This is a genomic window from Gordonia sp. p3-SID1431, from assembly GCF_025143765.1.
In the GTDB taxonomy this organism is placed as follows: domain Bacteria; phylum Actinomycetota; class Actinomycetes; order Mycobacteriales; family Mycobacteriaceae; genus Gordonia; species Gordonia hongkongensis.
The window spans coordinates 17264-32212 of sequence record NZ_JAMBDT010000056.1 but is presented as its reverse complement, the minus strand read 5'-3'; the positions used below and the strand labels follow the sequence as shown (position 1 = coordinate 32212).

14 protein-coding genes and 1 pseudogene are annotated in these 14949 nt (G+C 67.0%); 2 read left to right on the top strand and 13 right to left on the bottom strand.

Annotation, left to right across the window (positions count from 1 at the left end; translation table 11 throughout):
- Positions 1-215 precede the first annotated feature (215 nt).
- The 3 genes from eutC to M4D77_RS14755 form a co-directional block, all read right to left on the bottom strand.
- The gene (gene eutC / locus M4D77_RS14765; protein WP_065632359.1) at positions 216-1019 is read right to left on the bottom strand and encodes an ethanolamine ammonia-lyase subunit EutC; all 804 of its coding nucleotides are present in this window, start codon (positions 1017-1019) and stop codon (positions 216-218) included.
- Positions 1016-2425 (bottom strand): ethanolamine ammonia-lyase subunit EutB, encoded by a 1410-nt coding sequence (locus M4D77_RS14760; protein WP_205332992.1) that lies wholly within the window; start codon positions 2423-2425, stop codon positions 1016-1018. Before M4D77_RS14760 ends, eutC begins: the two co-directional genes overlap by 4 nt.
- Before the next feature lie 163 nt (positions 2426-2588).
- Positions 2589-2816: a dodecin gene (locus M4D77_RS14755; protein ID WP_065632361.1), complete on the bottom strand. Its 228-nt coding sequence runs from the start codon at positions 2814-2816 to the stop codon at positions 2589-2591.
- 113 nt (positions 2817-2929) lie between these two features.
- Between M4D77_RS14755 and M4D77_RS14750 the strand changes: the two genes are divergently transcribed.
- A complete protein-coding gene (locus M4D77_RS14750; RefSeq protein ID WP_159371935.1) occupies positions 2930-3319 on the top strand; it encodes a YchJ family protein in 390 nt (129 codons plus the stop codon).
- Positions 3320-3326: 7 nt separating this feature from the next.
- On the opposite strand, the gene M4D77_RS14745 is transcribed toward M4D77_RS14750, so the two are convergent.
- The 4 genes and pseudogenes from M4D77_RS14745 to M4D77_RS14730 form a co-directional block, all read right to left on the bottom strand.
- Entirely contained in the window at positions 3327-4259 is a 933-nt protein-coding gene (locus M4D77_RS14745) for an antibiotic biosynthesis monooxygenase (RefSeq protein ID WP_205333019.1), read from the bottom strand.
- 79 nt (positions 4260-4338) lie between these two features.
- On the bottom strand, positions 4339-5736 hold the full coding sequence (locus M4D77_RS14740) for an amidohydrolase family protein (RefSeq protein WP_259936539.1): 1398 nt from the start codon (positions 5734-5736) through the stop codon (positions 4339-4341).
- 193 nt (positions 5737-5929) lie between these two features.
- Positions 5930-6565, bottom strand: coding sequence for a DUF2461 domain-containing protein (locus M4D77_RS14735; RefSeq protein WP_259936538.1), 636 nt, complete (start codon positions 6563-6565; stop codon positions 5930-5932).
- A gap of 2 nt (positions 6566-6567) precedes the next feature.
- A pseudogene (locus M4D77_RS14730) lies at positions 6568-7160 on the bottom strand (CHAP domain-containing protein).
- Between the two features lie 147 nt (positions 7161-7307).
- On the opposite strand from M4D77_RS14730, the gene M4D77_RS14725 reads away from it, so the two are divergent.
- Positions 7308-8837, top strand: coding sequence for a phospholipase D-like domain-containing protein (locus M4D77_RS14725; protein ID WP_396266588.1), 1530 nt, complete (start codon positions 7308-7310; stop codon positions 8835-8837).
- Positions 8838-8839: 2 nt separating this feature from the next.
- Here M4D77_RS14725 and M4D77_RS14720 read toward each other — a convergent pair whose 3' ends face one another.
- From M4D77_RS14720 to M4D77_RS14695, 6 genes are all read right to left on the bottom strand, one after another.
- Positions 8840-9442, bottom strand: a complete 603-nt coding sequence (locus tag M4D77_RS14720) for a TetR family transcriptional regulator (RefSeq protein WP_065632366.1) — start codon at positions 9440-9442, stop codon at positions 8840-8842.
- Positions 9439-10635: an NAD(P)/FAD-dependent oxidoreductase gene (locus M4D77_RS14715; RefSeq protein ID WP_259936537.1), complete on the bottom strand. Its 1197-nt coding sequence runs from the start codon at positions 10633-10635 to the stop codon at positions 9439-9441. Before M4D77_RS14715 ends, M4D77_RS14720 begins: the two co-directional genes overlap by 4 nt.
- Positions 10632-10811 carry a rubredoxin gene (locus tag M4D77_RS14710; protein ID WP_058251790.1) on the bottom strand — a complete coding sequence of 60 codons (180 nt, stop codon included), beginning with the start codon at positions 10809-10811 and terminating at the stop codon, positions 10632-10634. The genes M4D77_RS14715 and M4D77_RS14710 overlap by 4 nt, the downstream gene beginning before the upstream one ends.
- Positions 10808-11020 carry a rubredoxin gene (locus tag M4D77_RS14705; protein ID WP_065632367.1) on the bottom strand — a complete coding sequence of 71 codons (213 nt, stop codon included), beginning with the start codon at positions 11018-11020 and terminating at the stop codon, positions 10808-10810. The genes M4D77_RS14710 and M4D77_RS14705 overlap by 4 nt, the downstream gene beginning before the upstream one ends.
- Positions 11017-12252 (bottom strand): alkane 1-monooxygenase, encoded by a 1236-nt coding sequence (locus tag M4D77_RS14700; RefSeq protein ID WP_259936536.1) that lies wholly within the window; start codon positions 12250-12252, stop codon positions 11017-11019. Before M4D77_RS14700 ends, M4D77_RS14705 begins: the two co-directional genes overlap by 4 nt.
- 449 nt (positions 12253-12701) lie before the next feature.
- Complete coding sequence (locus M4D77_RS14695; RefSeq protein WP_259936535.1) at positions 12702-13994, bottom strand: HNH endonuclease signature motif containing protein; 1293 nt, start codon at positions 13992-13994, stop codon at positions 12702-12704.
- Between the last annotated feature and the right edge of the window lie 955 nt (positions 13995-14949).

Sequence of the window (14949 nt, the reverse complement as noted above, 5' to 3'; positions counted from 1 at the left end):
TGCTCCCTGAGGAGGCCGGAGCTTGCGGAGGCCGTCACGAAGGGTCTTGGTGAGATGCGTCGTCAACCCTTCGTGGCTCGTCGCTATCGCTCCTCGCACCTCAGGGAGCAATGGTTATGTCGTCCTTTTGGATAAGGGAGCAGGTTGTGTCGTTCTTCCGGATTGGGGAGTAGAAGGAGGCTCGTTTCGCTCGCACCTCAGGGAGTGAAACGCACTCACGACTCGTGCGGGAGTGCCTCCGCGTCGTCGATCTGCGCGAGGGCGTCCGTGCGCGACATGTCCTTCAGTGCGACACCGGATCGTCCGAGTTTCCGGGCGCCGTCGATGAGCGCGGCAGTCGTCCGCGCGGCGACGTCGTAGTGCAGACCGTCGGGCGGGTGGATGTTCGAGATGCAGTTCCGGTCGGAGTCGGCGCGTCCCGGCCGGGGGAGGTGGGTGAGATAGACGCCCAGGCTGTCGGCGACCGAGAGGCCGGGACGCTCGCCGATGATCACGATGAGCGTGCTGACGCCGAGCGCCTCGCCGATGTGATCACCGAGTGCGACGCGGGCCTCGGTCGCGATGACCGGCGGCGCGATCGAGTACCGGCCGTCGAATTGACGTAGCAGTGCCGCGACCAAGCCGCCGCCGTGATCGGTGAGGGCGCGAGGTGACAGTCCGTCGGCCAGCACGATCCCGATCTCGGCGTCGGCGTGCGGGAGCTGCGAGAGATCTTCGGGTAGCCGGCCGAGGTCGGGTCGGCGCAGGTACTCGCTGCGCGTTGCCGCGCGACTCCGGACCACGATCGGGGGATCGAGGTCGAGTTCGCCGATCGCGCGCGTGAGATCCTCGACGTCGAGCGGCTCGTGGACGGCGTCGCGGGCGACTGCGTGAGCGGACTGGAACTCGAGAACTCGTTGCGACGGAAGTGAATTGCCCGCGCGTCCGAGTCCGATCCGGGCCTGTGTGCTCCGGCGCAGCTCGGTCCAGGGGTCCGGGGTCGGCTGATCGTCCGCGGGTGCGGGCTGGGTCGGCGTCATCGCCCGGACGCCAGTGGCAGGAGTGGGGATTCGCCCGGATCGACCGGCAGGATGCGGCCGGCGCCGTCGGTCATGCCGAGTCGCGCCAGCCAGGATTCGAACTCCGGCGCCGGCCGCAGTCCGAGTGCCTCACGGACATAGAGGGCGTCGTGGAACGACAGGCTCTGATAACCGAGCATCACGTCGTCCGCCCCGGGCACGGCGATGACGAACGCGGCACCGGCGACGCCGAGCAGGGTGAGCAGCGTGTCCATGTCGTCCTGGTCGGCCTCGGCGTGATTGGTGTAGCAGACGTCGACTCCCATCGGGAGCCCGAGCAGTTTGCCGCAGAAGTGATCTTCGAGTCCCGCGCGGATGATCTGTTTGCCGTCGTAGAGATACTCGGGTCCTATGAAGCCGACGACGGTGTTGATCAACAACGGTTTCAGCATCCGCGCCACCGCGTAGGCCCGCGTCTCCAGGGTCTGCTGGTCGACCGGCTTGCCGCCGGTGCCGAGATGCGCACCGGCCGAGAGCGCCGACCCCTGACCTGTCTCCAGGTACATCACGTTGTCGCCGACGGTTCCGCGGCGCAGCGACCGGCCCGCCTCGTCGGCCTCGCGCAAGATGTCCAAGGTGACGCCGAACCCCTTGTTGGCGCCCTCGGTGCCCGCGATGGACTGGAACACGAGATCGACCGGCACCCCCTGCTCGATGAGGTCAACCGTGGTCGTCACGTGCGACAGCACGCACGACTGCATCGGGATCTCGAAACGCTGCCGGATGTCATCGAGCATGTGGAGCAGGTCGGCGGTCGCCCGCGGCGAGTCCGACGCCGGGTTGATCCCGATGACCGCGTCGCCGCAGCCCATGAGCAGGCCGTCGAGGGTCGCCGCGGCGATGCCGCGTGGGTCGTCGGTGGGGTGGTTGGGCTGTAGGCGCGTCGCGATCCGGCCGGGCAGTCCGATGGTCGAGCGAAAGGCGGACGTCACCCTGGTCGCCGCCGCCACCAGGATCAGGTCCTGGTTCCTCATGATCTTCGACGCGGCGGCCACCATCTCGGGGGTCAGTCCGGGGCCGACGCGGGCGAGCCGTTCACCGGCATCGGATCGGGTGGCGATCTCCAGCAGCCAGTCCCGGAACCCGCCGACGGTCAGGTCGGCGATCTCGGCGAACGCGGTCCGGTCATGGGTGTCGATGATCAGTCGGGTCACCTCGTCGGACTCGTACGGCACCAGTGGCTCGTCGAGAAATCGGCTCAGTGGCACGTCGGCGAGTTGCCATGCGGCCGCGGCACGTTCGGCGTCGGAGTCGGCGGCGCAACCGGCCAGTTCATCGCCGGATCGGCGTGGGGTGGCCTTCGCCATGAGTTCGACGAGGCCGTCGAACTCATAGGTGGTGCCGGCGATCGTCTGTGTGTACTTCATCGGATCGACCGGCCGGGGAGGAGCTGAGTGCGCGTCATGATCCCCCGAAGTCTAGGTTCGGACCCGACCGGGCGCATGCCGAACGCGGGCGTCTCCTCGCACCGTCGGGGCCGAGATCGGTGCGTTCCTCACCGCCGCGAACTCACGGCGGTGAGGTCGCGGGTCACTGGGCCGCGTCGGCAGAGGACTCGAGCGTGAAACCGATCTTCAGCGTGACCTGGAAGTGCGCGATCTGACCTTCCTCGATGTGGCCGCGGGTCTCGGTGACCTCGAACCAATCGAGATGCTTGACGGTCTGCGAGGCACGAGCGATCGCGTTACGAATGGCGTCGTCGGTGCCGGTCGATGACGATCCGACCACTTCGATGACTCGATACACATTGTCCGACAAGGTAATCGCTCCAATCGTGAGAACATCTGGGCATAGTCCGCGGTGGGTCCGCCGCCCGGGCGGGCCGCCACTCCTGTCTACCCTACGATCGAGGGGTGAAACGCGGTTCGGAAATGCGGGACGTCCCCGAGAGATGCCCGTGCACGTCCGGCTTGTCGCTCGGCGACTGCTGCGGTCCCGTTCTCGCCGGTGAGCGGGCCGCGCCGACCGCAGAGACGTTGATGCGTTCGCGTTTCACCGCTTTCGCGCTCGGCGATCGGAATCATCTGCTCGCGAGCTGGCATCCCGACACCCGCCCCGCCGCACTCGATCTGGACGAGTCGATGCGTTGGTACCGCCTCGACATCGAGTCGAGTAGTGGGGGTTCACTGTTCGAGGTCGAGGGAGAGGTCACGTTCACGGCCCACTATCGGCGAGGTGCGGAGCGTGGATCGCTGCACGAGCGCAGTCGCTTCCTCCGAGCGAACGGCCGCTGGCTGTACGTCGACGGGATCGTGGGGTGAGCCGAGATCAGGCGTCGGCGTAGTCCCAGAACTGGAGCCACGTCACGTTGGCGAACACCGTCAGACACAGGAGGTAGAGGAGCAGGACCGTACCCGCCCCCGCGACGTTGCTGCGCCAGTTGCTTCCGTCTACCGGATCGAGCCACCGCCGGAACGGGCGCGAGGCCCATGGCATCAGCCACCACTGCATGAGCGAGACGCTGACCACCTGGCTCAGCCACAATGCCAGCCACGGCTCCGCACCGAGACGATCGAGTGTCGGGCCGAGGAACCTGGAGAGGGTCATCACGGTCGGGTACAGGACCAGCAGCACCATCATCGCCGACTTCCAATTCGGTGTCTGCAGAATCCGGCCGCGATCGGTGCGCACCGTGGTGCCGAAGGCCGTCGTGCTGGCCATCGTCTCGAAATCATGGGTCAGGCTCGAACGCAGCCCGGCGAGCGCTTCGCTGCGTCGGCTCGACGAGACCCAGGCCGCCAGCTGGCGGTCCGTGCGGAACCGCAACACCGACAGCGATGTCTCCTGTTGCGCATCGACGAACAGCGCGGTGCCCTCGTAACCGCCGAACTCGCTTGCTGCGTCGGTCAGCACGTGTTGTGCCGCAATGAATTCGGGTACCGCTCCGGCGACGATGTCGTGCCGGAACGCGCCGACACCGGGCGGCGGCGACCGCCCGTCGACGAGTTCGAGCACGGGCGTCGCCGGTAGCCAACCGTGCGCTCGTCCGGCATCGAGCGCCGCGCGGTGACCCGAGCTGTCGAGCCAACGGTCCAGGGCGTCCTCGTCGACGAAGGTGGTGGCGACCGCCGGGTCGAAATGTCCGTCGGTCACCGCCGAGATCGCGACACCCAGACAGCCGTCGGAGTCGGTGGCCGACGCGGCGAGTGTCGCGGCCCACTCCGCGAAATCGCCGGTGTCGCCGGCGTGGAAGACCGACACCGCGATGATCGCGGTGCCTGTGGCGTCGTGGGTGGTGACGATCGTCGTGTCCTCGGGTCGCCGATTCATGGGCTGCCGGTCAGACGGTGACCCGACGCCCCTGGACGTAGACCTCGGCGATGGACGACTCGCGCAGGCCCATCAGCAGGCCGAACAGGGTCTGGTCGCGGGCGAGATCGGCATCGTCGGACCGGACGGCGTTCTCCAGCGTGGACTTCAGGGCGTCCACGGGTTCGATGACCAGGAAGTCGGCTTCCTTGCCCTCATCGAAGTTGCCGAAACGGTTCTCCATGTCGAGTGCCCGGGCCCCGCCGACGGTCCCGATGAACAGCATCTCGGCAGGGTGCATCGACACCCCGGCGTCTCCGGGCTCGGTGATGTGCTGTTTGAAGGCATCTCCGAGTACGCGCGGGACGAGCCATTCGTCGCCGCCGCCGAAATCGGTTCCGGCGGAGATGTTCACACCCGCCGCCACGGTGCGCTTCCACGGCATCGTGCCGGATCCGAGGAACAACTGAGACACCGGACAATGCGAGATCGAGGTACCGGTTTCGGCCATGCGCGCGAGTTCGGCGTCCTGGCAGTGCACGCAGTGCGCGAGGATTGTCCGCGGACCGAGCAGGCTCTTGCCGCCGACCTGCGATCCGGGCAGGAACTTCCCGTCATAGGTGTCGAGGTAGGAGTCGACCTGGTAGACCTCCTTGGTGGTGTCCACCTCTCCGGTGCCGGGACGGTTGTTCTCGTTGAGGTGGCTGTGGACGTAGACGCCCTGCTCGCGGTATTCGTCGTACAGGTCGCCGAGGTTCTTCAGCGTCTCGGTGGTCACCGACAGCGAGAACCGCGGCACGATCGCGACGTGCAGCAACGCGGTACGGTAGTCGCCGGTGTCGGCGGCATGCCACTTGTCGATCTCGGCCCGGGTGAGGCGGATCGCCTCCTCCTCCGAGGTCAGCAGCGGCTTGGCGGTGTCACCGCCGACGGTCTGGATGCCGCGGCCGGCCACGATACGCAGCCCGGCCTTCTGGGTCTCGGTGAACAGGGAATCCTGGGCGTGGGGGAAGGCGGAACCGAACACCATCATCGCCGTCGTACCCGCGGCGACCCGTCGCCTGGTGAACTCGACCGCGGCGGCCTGGGCGAATTCGTGGTCGGCGAACTTGGATTCGGACGGGAAGATGCACAGATTGAGCCATTCGAGCAGTTGCCCGCCGCCGTAGGAGTCGCCGGCGTAGGTCTGCGGGAAGTGGATGTGGGTGTCGACGAAGCCCGGGATGAGATACCCGCTCGGGTGCTCGTGCGCCTCCGCGCTCGCGAATTCGGAAGGGAGCTCGGATCTCTCGCTGGCGAACTTGATCGTGCCGTCGTCGCCGACCACCAGAGCTCCGTCGGGTATCGATACCAGCGCGTCCACCGCCTCGGTGATCGCGGGACTGCCGGCGAGATGGAAGATGTGCCCGTAATGGACGGTGTCGGTCATCGGTGCTCCTCGGGCATCGGGGTCACAAACTCGGATCGTCATCGGAGGTCCACCCGGGTGCCTGTGATCGTCCTCGGATCTCGGACGCGGTCGGCGACCAGTATCACCCGCCTCCCGTTGCACGCGCGCGCCAACCGTCGAAGTCGCCGTCTGATCGTTTCCATGTGGCGCGCGAACCGGTCGGTGCGGGCTCTCAGCTACCGGTGCGGGCCGCGATCCACTCGACGAACGGGACCGTCGCCCGCCAGTCCCGCCGCACCCGATCGACGAGTTCCGCGGAATGGATGATCTCGTCGAATCCGTAGTCCCGACCCACCGACAGCGATCGGTGGCGGAGCAGTTCGATTCGCGGGTGGGCGACGTCGTACCCGCGAGGTGCGGTCTTCAGCCGGTCCCCGGCGATCTCCCAGCCGTCCCCCGTGAGCCGCCGGAGCAGGCTCTCGAGCTTGGGTCCGCTGCGGTCGTGGTCGATGGACTTCCGAATCTCGGCGAGCCGGGCCGGGGTGGCCTCGTAGAAGCCCGCGCCGACGCGAACACCCGGTGCGCCGATCTGCACGTAGTACCCGGTGGCCGGGGCCACGGCGACGAACGCGCCCTGATGGGTCTTGTACGGCGCTTTGTCCTTCGAGAACCGGATATCGCGGTGCGGTCGGAAGATCTTGGCCGGGCCGAACTCGTCGGCCAGCGCGTCGGTCAGGGCGCGGATGGGTTCGGCAACCGCGGCACGGTAGGTGGCCTTGTGGGCCTCCCAGAACACCTTGGAGTTGTCGATCTCCAGATCGTCGTAGAAGTCGAGGGCGGCCTCCGGGAACCCGGTGAAGTCTGTCATCGTCACCCCGGCAATCCGCGGCCGAATCCGACGACACCGCCGTCGGAGCGCCAGTCCAGCGAATGCACCCGGATGCGGCCCATCTCGTTGCCCCCCACGGTGACGGCGGACTCACCATCGACTGCGACGACGATGTTGGTGTGCTGTCCGAATCCCGACGACCGGTCGTAGAGCACGACGTCGCCCACTCGGGGCGGTTGCGCGCCGACCGCGTCGAACCGACCGGCGGCCTCGTAGTATTCCTGCAGCGTGTACACCCCGGGATGCGCCAGTGACCGGAGTGGGGGTTGACCAGCGGATTGCCGGCCGTCCGCATGATCCAGCTCACGAAGTTCGCGCACCACGGTTCGTCGACACCCTCGGAGTAGAACGTCCCGGGACGCTGAGCGGTGTGTTCGTGGCGCACCGCCTCGACGACGCGTCGCTGGGCCGGCGTGAGTTCCGCGGCGTCGATCTGCGGGAACTCGGCGGTGTCCCAGGGCAACCACCGTTCGGGTACGGCCCGCCATGCGACGAGACCGACGCCCGCGACGACGATCACGACCAGCGCCGCGGCGATCACCGTCCGCCGACCGCGTCGACGCACCGGGCGCATGCCCGCACCGTCTGCGGGTCGGTCGGCAGTCGTGTCGGCGCTCACCTCGACGAGTGTAGGCATCGTCCGTGGCCGCGCCTCGTTCCTCGTCCCCGCCGACGTTCGCCCGGCGCCTCGCCCGCGCGGGCGACATGCGCGCTTGGCACAATGGGCGCCGGTCGGGGGGCCAAGGCGATTCAAGGAGCGAACGCGGTGGACGAGTCAGATCACGAGCCGATCCTGCGTGCCGGGGACACGTGCCGGGAGATCGCGACCGCCGACCGCGTCGCATGCATCGTCGACGCGGCGGACTACTTCCTGCACGCGAAGTCGGCGTTGCTGCAGGCCCGGCGCCGCATCGTCCTCATCGGTTGGGACGTGGACACCCGGATCCGGCTCGATCCGCGGACCGCCGACGACGAGGTCCCCGACGTGCTCGGTGACTTCCTGAGGTGGCTCATCGACAACCGTCCGGAACTGGAGATCCACGTCCTGCGCTGGAGCACCGGCGCGTTCACCGGAATCCTGCGCGGAGTCGCGCCGCCCTTCGTCCAGGATCTGCTCACCGGCCGTCGTCTGCACTACCGGATCGACGCCGCCCACCCCGTCTCCGCCGCGCATCATCAGAAGATCGCGGTGATCGACGACCAGTTCGCGTTCTGTGGCGGCATCGACATGACGGTGAACCGGTGGGACACTTCGGAACATCTGTCGCACAACGAGTTTCGCCGGGATCCCGATGACCGGCCGCATGGGCCCTGGCATGACGTCACGGTCGCCCTCGACGGCGACGCCGCGCGCGTGGTCGCGTCTGTCGCGCTCGACCGGTGGGAGGCCGCCACCGGCGAGAGCCTCAAACCCCTCGTCGACACCGACGGCCCCGACATCTGGCCGACGGATCTCGACGTCACGTTCACCGACTGCGACGTCGCGGTGGCCCGGACGATTCCGCAGTACGACGACCGGCCCCAGGTCGAGGAGATCCGGCGCCTGTACCGTGCGGCCTTCGCCGCGGCCCGCCGCACGATCTACATCGAGAGCCAGTACCTGGCGGCGCGCGAGGTCGCGGACGCGCTGGCGGAACGACTCGCCGAGCCCGACGGGCCCGAGATCGTCCTGGTGCTGCCGAGGCATGCGGACAGTCCGGTGGAACGGCTCGCCATGGACGGTGCGCGGCACAAATTGCTGCAACTCCTGTGGCGCGCCGACAAGTACGACAGATTCCGCGCCTTCTACCCCGTGACGGCCGAGGGGGACCCGATCTACGTGCACGCCAAGGTGCTCATCGTCGACGACGTCCTCCTGCGCATCGGATCCTCGAACCTCAACAACCGGTCGCTCGGATTCGACAGCGAGTGTGACGTCGCCATCGAGGCCGATCCGAACGACCCTGCCGACGGCGACCTGAGCGAGACGATCCTGTCCATGCGCACGCGGTTGTTGTCCGAGCATCTGGGCGTCGACCACGAGGTGTTCGACGATGCTCTGGCACAGGAGAACTCACTCGTCGGGGCGGTCGATCGGCTGACCGGCCCGGGCCGGACACTCGAGGCTTTCGATCACGAGACGATCGACGGCGAGGAGTCCCTCATCGCGGAGAACGAACTCGTGGACCCGGAGGACGCGCGGATCGGCACGATCGACCGCATCTACCGCGCGGTGATCCGTCGGGGCACGCGGAACCTGCTGCGGCGCTGACGTCACACCCGCGTGCGGGCCGCCTCGATGGCGGGGGCGATGACCTCGGCGAGGTCGGATGCGACGTCGCGATCGCCCTCCGGGGGCATCGCGATGTAACTCAGCGCCATCCTGGTGATCGCGCGCGAGATCCGCACGACGTCGGACTCCGGCATCGACAGCCACTCGGACTCGCGGAAGGCCTCGGCCAGCCGGTCGGCGGCCGTGGTGATGATCGGTGCCGCATCGGTGGTGATCAGCTTCATCAGATCGGGTTTGGCCTCGCCGGACAGCAGCGAGGCGATCAGCGGGTCGGTGGCGACTCCGGCGAAGAATTCACCGAAACCCTTGTGCAGGGCCTCGGTGACGTCGTCGACGGAACTCGCCAAGGAATCTGCGACATGGCCGGCGAAACGGCCCGCCAACCGCACCGCGTAGCCCTGCGCGAGGCCGTAACGGGAGCCGAACTCGTTGTAGACGGTCTGGCGGCTGACCCCCGTCGCGGCGGCGACATCGGACATGCGCACCGCCGCCCAGTCCCGGTCCAGCAGCAGGTCGTGCAGTCCGTCGAGAAGCGAATTGTGCAGCAGGGCTTTGCTGTCCTGCGCATAGTTGCGAGTCGTCATCCGTGCGCACCGACCGGCTGGAGAGATGACTCGATCTCGGCGCGCAGGGATCGTCCCGAGCCGCCCCTGCCCAGGCAGACCGCGCCGACGAGACGACTTCCGGCGAAAGCCCGCACGACAGAGCAGGAGTCGTCCAGGTCGACCTCCACACGATCTCCCGATGTCGGCCACCCGACGATCTGGATGTTGGTCGTGTACTGCATCGTCCAGGCCAGTGGCACACGCGGTACCGCAGTGCTGATGCCGGTGTCCAGCCCGAGGTCGGCGGCGATCGTCATGGCGACCAGTCTGCCGTGCTCGGTCGCGGTGAGCCACTGCTCGGCACGCATCGGTGCGCCCGTCAACGGATGGGGCCGCGCCGCGACGTCGCCGGCCGCGTAGACGCCGGGGACCCCGGTTCGCAGCGAATCGTCGACGACGATCCCGGCCGCATCGACGGGAATCCCTGCGCTGCGCGGCAATTCGAGATCGGGCTCCATTCCGATCGCGCTGATCACCGTTCCGGTCAAGGTCCGCCCGTCCGCCAACGTCACGGACTCGGCGGTGATCGTTGTGGGCACCACGCCGGTGAGGATCTGCACCCCGCGTTCCCGGTGCAGGGTCGCCACCGCCTCGGCCACCGTTGCCGGAACGACCCGTGACAACAGCGACGTCTCGCGCTCGATGACGGTGACGCGCGAACCGTCTCCGGTCGACGCCACGGCTCCGGCGATCTCCAGTCCGATCAGTCCGCCGCCGAGAACGATCACCGGCCCGTCCTGGATCGCGTGCCGGAGCTCGGCCGCGTCGTGCCGGGTGCGCAGGGCGAGCGGGGACGACGTCGTGCCGGGGAGTCGCCGGGCACGCCCTCCGGTGGCCAGGACCAGCGCGTCGTAATCCACCTGGGAGGAGTCGGCGAGGCAGACCCGCCGCGACGAGGTGTCGACGTCGGCGACGCGCGTCGAGGTCACGATCTCGATGCCCCGATCCGACCAGTACCCGGGCGGACGGAGCGTGATCTTGGCGTCCGTCAGGTCGCCGTCGACGAGGTTCTTGCTCAGCGCCGTTCGTCGGTAGGGGAGTTGTGGCTCGTCCCCGAACACGGTGATTGTTCCGTCGAAACCGTTGGAACGCAGCGACTCCGCAGCCGTCATGCCGGCTACGCCGGTGCCGACGATCACCACCGAACCGCCCCGGATGGTGCCGGCGCTCACGGACGGGCCACCTCGACCATCTCGAAATCGGCCTTGGCCGCACCGCAGTCCGGGCAGCTCCAGTCGTCGGGGATGTCGGCCCAGCGGGTGCCCGGCTCGATGCCGTCCTCCGGCCAGCCGAGCTCTTCGTCGTACTCGAAACCGCAAACCTCGCAACGGAAGAGCTTGAAATTCATCGCACAGAGTTCCCTTCGCTGATTTCATCCGGCCCGCTCGCTTCGCCCCCGGCGCCGAGGAAGTCGATCTTCTCCCGCACCCCGCAGTCGGGGCACGGCCAGTCGTCGGGAATGGTGGCCCAGGGCGTGCCGGGCGGGAATCCCTCCCGGGGGGCGCCGACGGTCTCGTCGTAGACGTAATCGCAGACCGGACAACGGAAGGTGCTCATCGCGGCGACACCCCGTGCTCGGCCAGGACGCGTTCGCGGCGGTGCGGTGCGATGTTGATCCGTTCGACGTTTCCGTCGTAGTGGTCGAGCACCCGCTTGTCCATCACCCGCCGCCAGATCGGCGGGAAGTAGGCGAGCGTGATCATGCTCGCGTATCCGCTCGGCAGGTTGGGCGCGCCGTCGAAGCTGCGCAGCGTCTGATACCTCCGGGTGGGGTTCGCATGGTGGTCGCTGTGGCGCTGGAGGTGGTACAGGAAGATGTTGGTGCAGATGTGGTCGGAGTTCCAGCTGTGCTCGGGCGTGCACCGCTCGTAGCGGCCGGTCCGCGTCTTCTGGCGGAGTAGACCGTAGTGCTCGAGGTAGTTCACGGTCTCCAGCAGTGAGAAACCGTAGACGGCCTGGATCACGAGGAAGGGGAGGATCTCCCAGCCGAAGATCGCGGTGAGCGCCCCCCACAGCACGATCGACATCGCCCATGCGTTGAGGACGTCGTTGCTCGGATGCCAGAAGGGCTTGCCCGCCCGCTCGAGGCGTTTGCGTTCGAGTTTGACGGAGGACGTGAGGCTTCCCCAGACGCTACGGGGGAGGAAGCGCCAGAACGACTCTCCGAAACGGGAGCTGGCCGGATCTTCGGGCGTCGCGACCCGCACGTGGTGCCCACGGTTGTGCTCGATGTAGAAGTGACCGTAAAACGTCTGGGCGAGAGTGATCTTCGACAACCAGCGTTCCAGATCGTCCTTCTTGTGCCCCAGTTCGTGAGCGGTGTTGATTCCGATCCCGCCCATAGCGCCGATCGACAGCGCCAGCCCGATCTTCGACGCGAGCCCGAGCCCGCCGTCGATGCCGAGCCAACTGAGGTCGTCGGCCGTCCACAGGTGGCAGGCCATCACGAGACTCGCGAGCTGGAACGGGATGTACACGTACGTGCAGTAGCGGTAGTACTTGTCGTTCTCCAGCTGCTCCATCAGCTCTTCGGGCGGATTCGATCCGTCGGGCCCGAAGAACACGTCGAGGATCGGGAGCAGGACGTAGACGAGTAGCGGCCCGATCCACCACCACACCGGCGACACGACGTCGAAACCATGGCCGATCGCATTGAAGCCGGCGACGAGACCCATTGCGAGAAAGATCGACGTCGGTGGGATCAGGCCGAGCAGCCAGAGATGGCGTTTGCGGTCCTTCCACTCGGCGGCGGAGTCATCCGCGGTGAACGGGGTCGGTGCGGTACTCATACGCGCTCCTGTCTGGGCGGGCTGTGTTCTACGCCACTAGACATTAACCGCGACAATGTCCGTTGTCTAGACATTCACGTCTATTTGTAAACAAGCAACGCCGCGGGGACGTACGACGAGGACCTGGGCGGCAGGAAGGTTGCTCGCCGACGCGTGCGGCAGTTCTTGTGTTCTGGAGTTCGGCGCGGGTTCGCGCATGCCTACGTGGTCACGAACCGCGCCGTGAGGCTGTTGCATGTGCGACTGCCGCCGTCGTGGTGCTCGATCGAGGTCTGTTCAGTGATCAACGTCGACGTCGGGTTCGGCTGCCCGGAACCCGCTCCCGCTCGAATGGCCGAGTGGGAGCGGGTCGGTCGTGTTCCGCTGTGGAGTTGTCAAAGTACGGATGCGGTCCCGGGTATGGCCCGGGTGCGGAGGGTGCTACGCGAAAGTGGTTGTCGGACGGCCGGTCAGGCGGCGTCGTCGAGGCGCATGGTGCGGCGGTTGTAGGCGGGTAGTGGTCGGCGGTGTGGGTCTATGGTGGCGGGTGGGACGAGCCAGGGGTGTCGGTCGAATCCCATGACGATGTCCCAGCCGTGGTGGTGGACCTGGTTGTGGCAGCGTTGGCAGAGCAGGCAACCGTTGTCGAGGTCGGTGGGTCCGCCGTCGGCCCAATGGGTGACGTGGTGGACCTGGGTATGTGACGGTGGCGCACCGCATTTGATGCAGCAGGCGTCGCGGACGATCATTGCTTTGCGCAGGTGCGCCGGGAACAAGCGGTGGGTGTGGCCCATCTGTAGCGGTACGCCCTCAGCGTCGAGTCGCCCCTGCTCCACGAGGTGCGAGCGAAGCGAGCCTCGAGGGGTCAGCGAGCCGTCGCACGACGCCTGTTTCGCGGTCGCTTGGCTGACCGATCCGGTCCACGGCAGCGTTGCGAGGTCTCCGGTCGCGGGGATAGTCAGTATCAATTGAGTGCGCGAGGAACCAACGGTGTCGATGCTCGCGCCGATCGCGGCTTGGTCGAGGATCAATTCGAAGGCGTCGGCGCGGCGTTGCTCGGCGGTGCGACGATCCTTGGCGCCGTCGGGTTCGGGTCGTGGGCAGGATCGTTCGTCGATCATCGCCAGGAACTTCTCGCCCACGACCTGGGTGAGATCGGCGCGGACTTCGACGCGGCCGTCGTCGGTGGTGTGGGCGCTCACCGAGTTCAAACTTGCATCGTCCGACGCTGGGGTTCCTGCGTCACACGCATCGCCGAGAGCGTTGCCGATGGCCTGCGCATGCTTGAGCACTTCAGTCGGTGTTGCACCGGATAGTGCTTGGGCGATGAGTTCGATCTCAAACCGGGAGCGCTTGTCGACGGAAAGCGCTTCCCCGCAACGTCTATCGATCTCGTTCATGCCGCGGACGATGGCATCGACGATCTCGCTCGACAGTCGTCCGTCGGCAGCGTGACGCGCCACAGCGGGCAGGTTGGGCAGCGCGTCGACACTGCGCATGGTGCGGAGGGCGGCGGCCGGCGCATGTCCTGACTCGATCAGCAGCTTCTTGGTGGTGCTGCCGGTCTTCTGCGCGACGCCGAGTTCGTCGAGTTGTGCTGCGTGGGTGCCGATCTGGTGATCGGCAAGGTTGCGGATCAGGCGCCACGTGTGGAGGGAGTCGAATGTTGCTCTGCCGGTTGGGTCGTCGGCGGGCGGGGTGGTCTCGATGAGTTGATCGAGGAGAGTGGCGAGCTCTGGCATGACTCCAAGGTACCGGAACATGCGTTCGATTTCGAGGAAATTCCACAAGCCGAGAACCGTGAATCGATCGACTGTGCAGCATATTTCGTTGACTGTGCGTCGATTCGCGTTGACCGTGCGTGGATCGTGATCAGTGGCTGGTTCAAGTCGCTCCAGTTTTCGAATACGCGCGGATCGGGTGTGCATGTTCACTTATGGAGCAGTCTCGACGTCCCCGGCGGCGACCGGACTGGCGTTGCCGGCGTGTGGAAGGTAGCGGCGACATATGTTGGGGGCCGAAGGGTATCGTCCGGCTCAGCGATTTCAGATGCCGCTGAGTATGCGGGAATTGCTATCGCCGAGACACTGACTGGGTCGTCGAAACGGTCGCCTCGATGGTGCGGGCGATACGTGGGACCGGCGGAGCCGTCGTGCCGCTTATCCGGGGGGCAAGGTCAGCATTACTCGCTGGAGGTGAAACAGCTGTGTCGCGGTGGCGTCGCCTACCGCATCTTCAGCGATGGCTACACCCCTGTCCAGGTATCGATGTGGGCGCGTTGGCTGTTGAGGGCGTATCCCTCGGGTGTGGCCGGCCGGCGGTTCTCGGCCTGGTGCGATGACGCACTCTTGTGGCGCCCCGTGGGTGGGTGCGCGGCGGGGTTACGACCCGGTGTTCTCCGGTCGCGGTGACCCGCCGGGTCCTGGGTAGTGAGACATGTATCCGGCGGTCTCCATCCGATCCGATGCCGGAGGTCGGCGACGGTTCGGGTCGGTTGAAGTCGATAGACGTCGGGCCGATGTCCAGTCGTCCGGGCTACCCCGTCTCGAGGTGCGCCGAACTCGGTTCGCGGAGGGGTCTTTTCGGCGACGAGTCGTCGGCGGGAGCACGTGGGGTCGAGAGAGCCGCACCGACCTCCACCAGTGTGCGCGCGGCGAACTCGTTGATGGAACGAGCCGTGACGTACATCGATCAACCCATCATCGGGCCCCGGCCGGT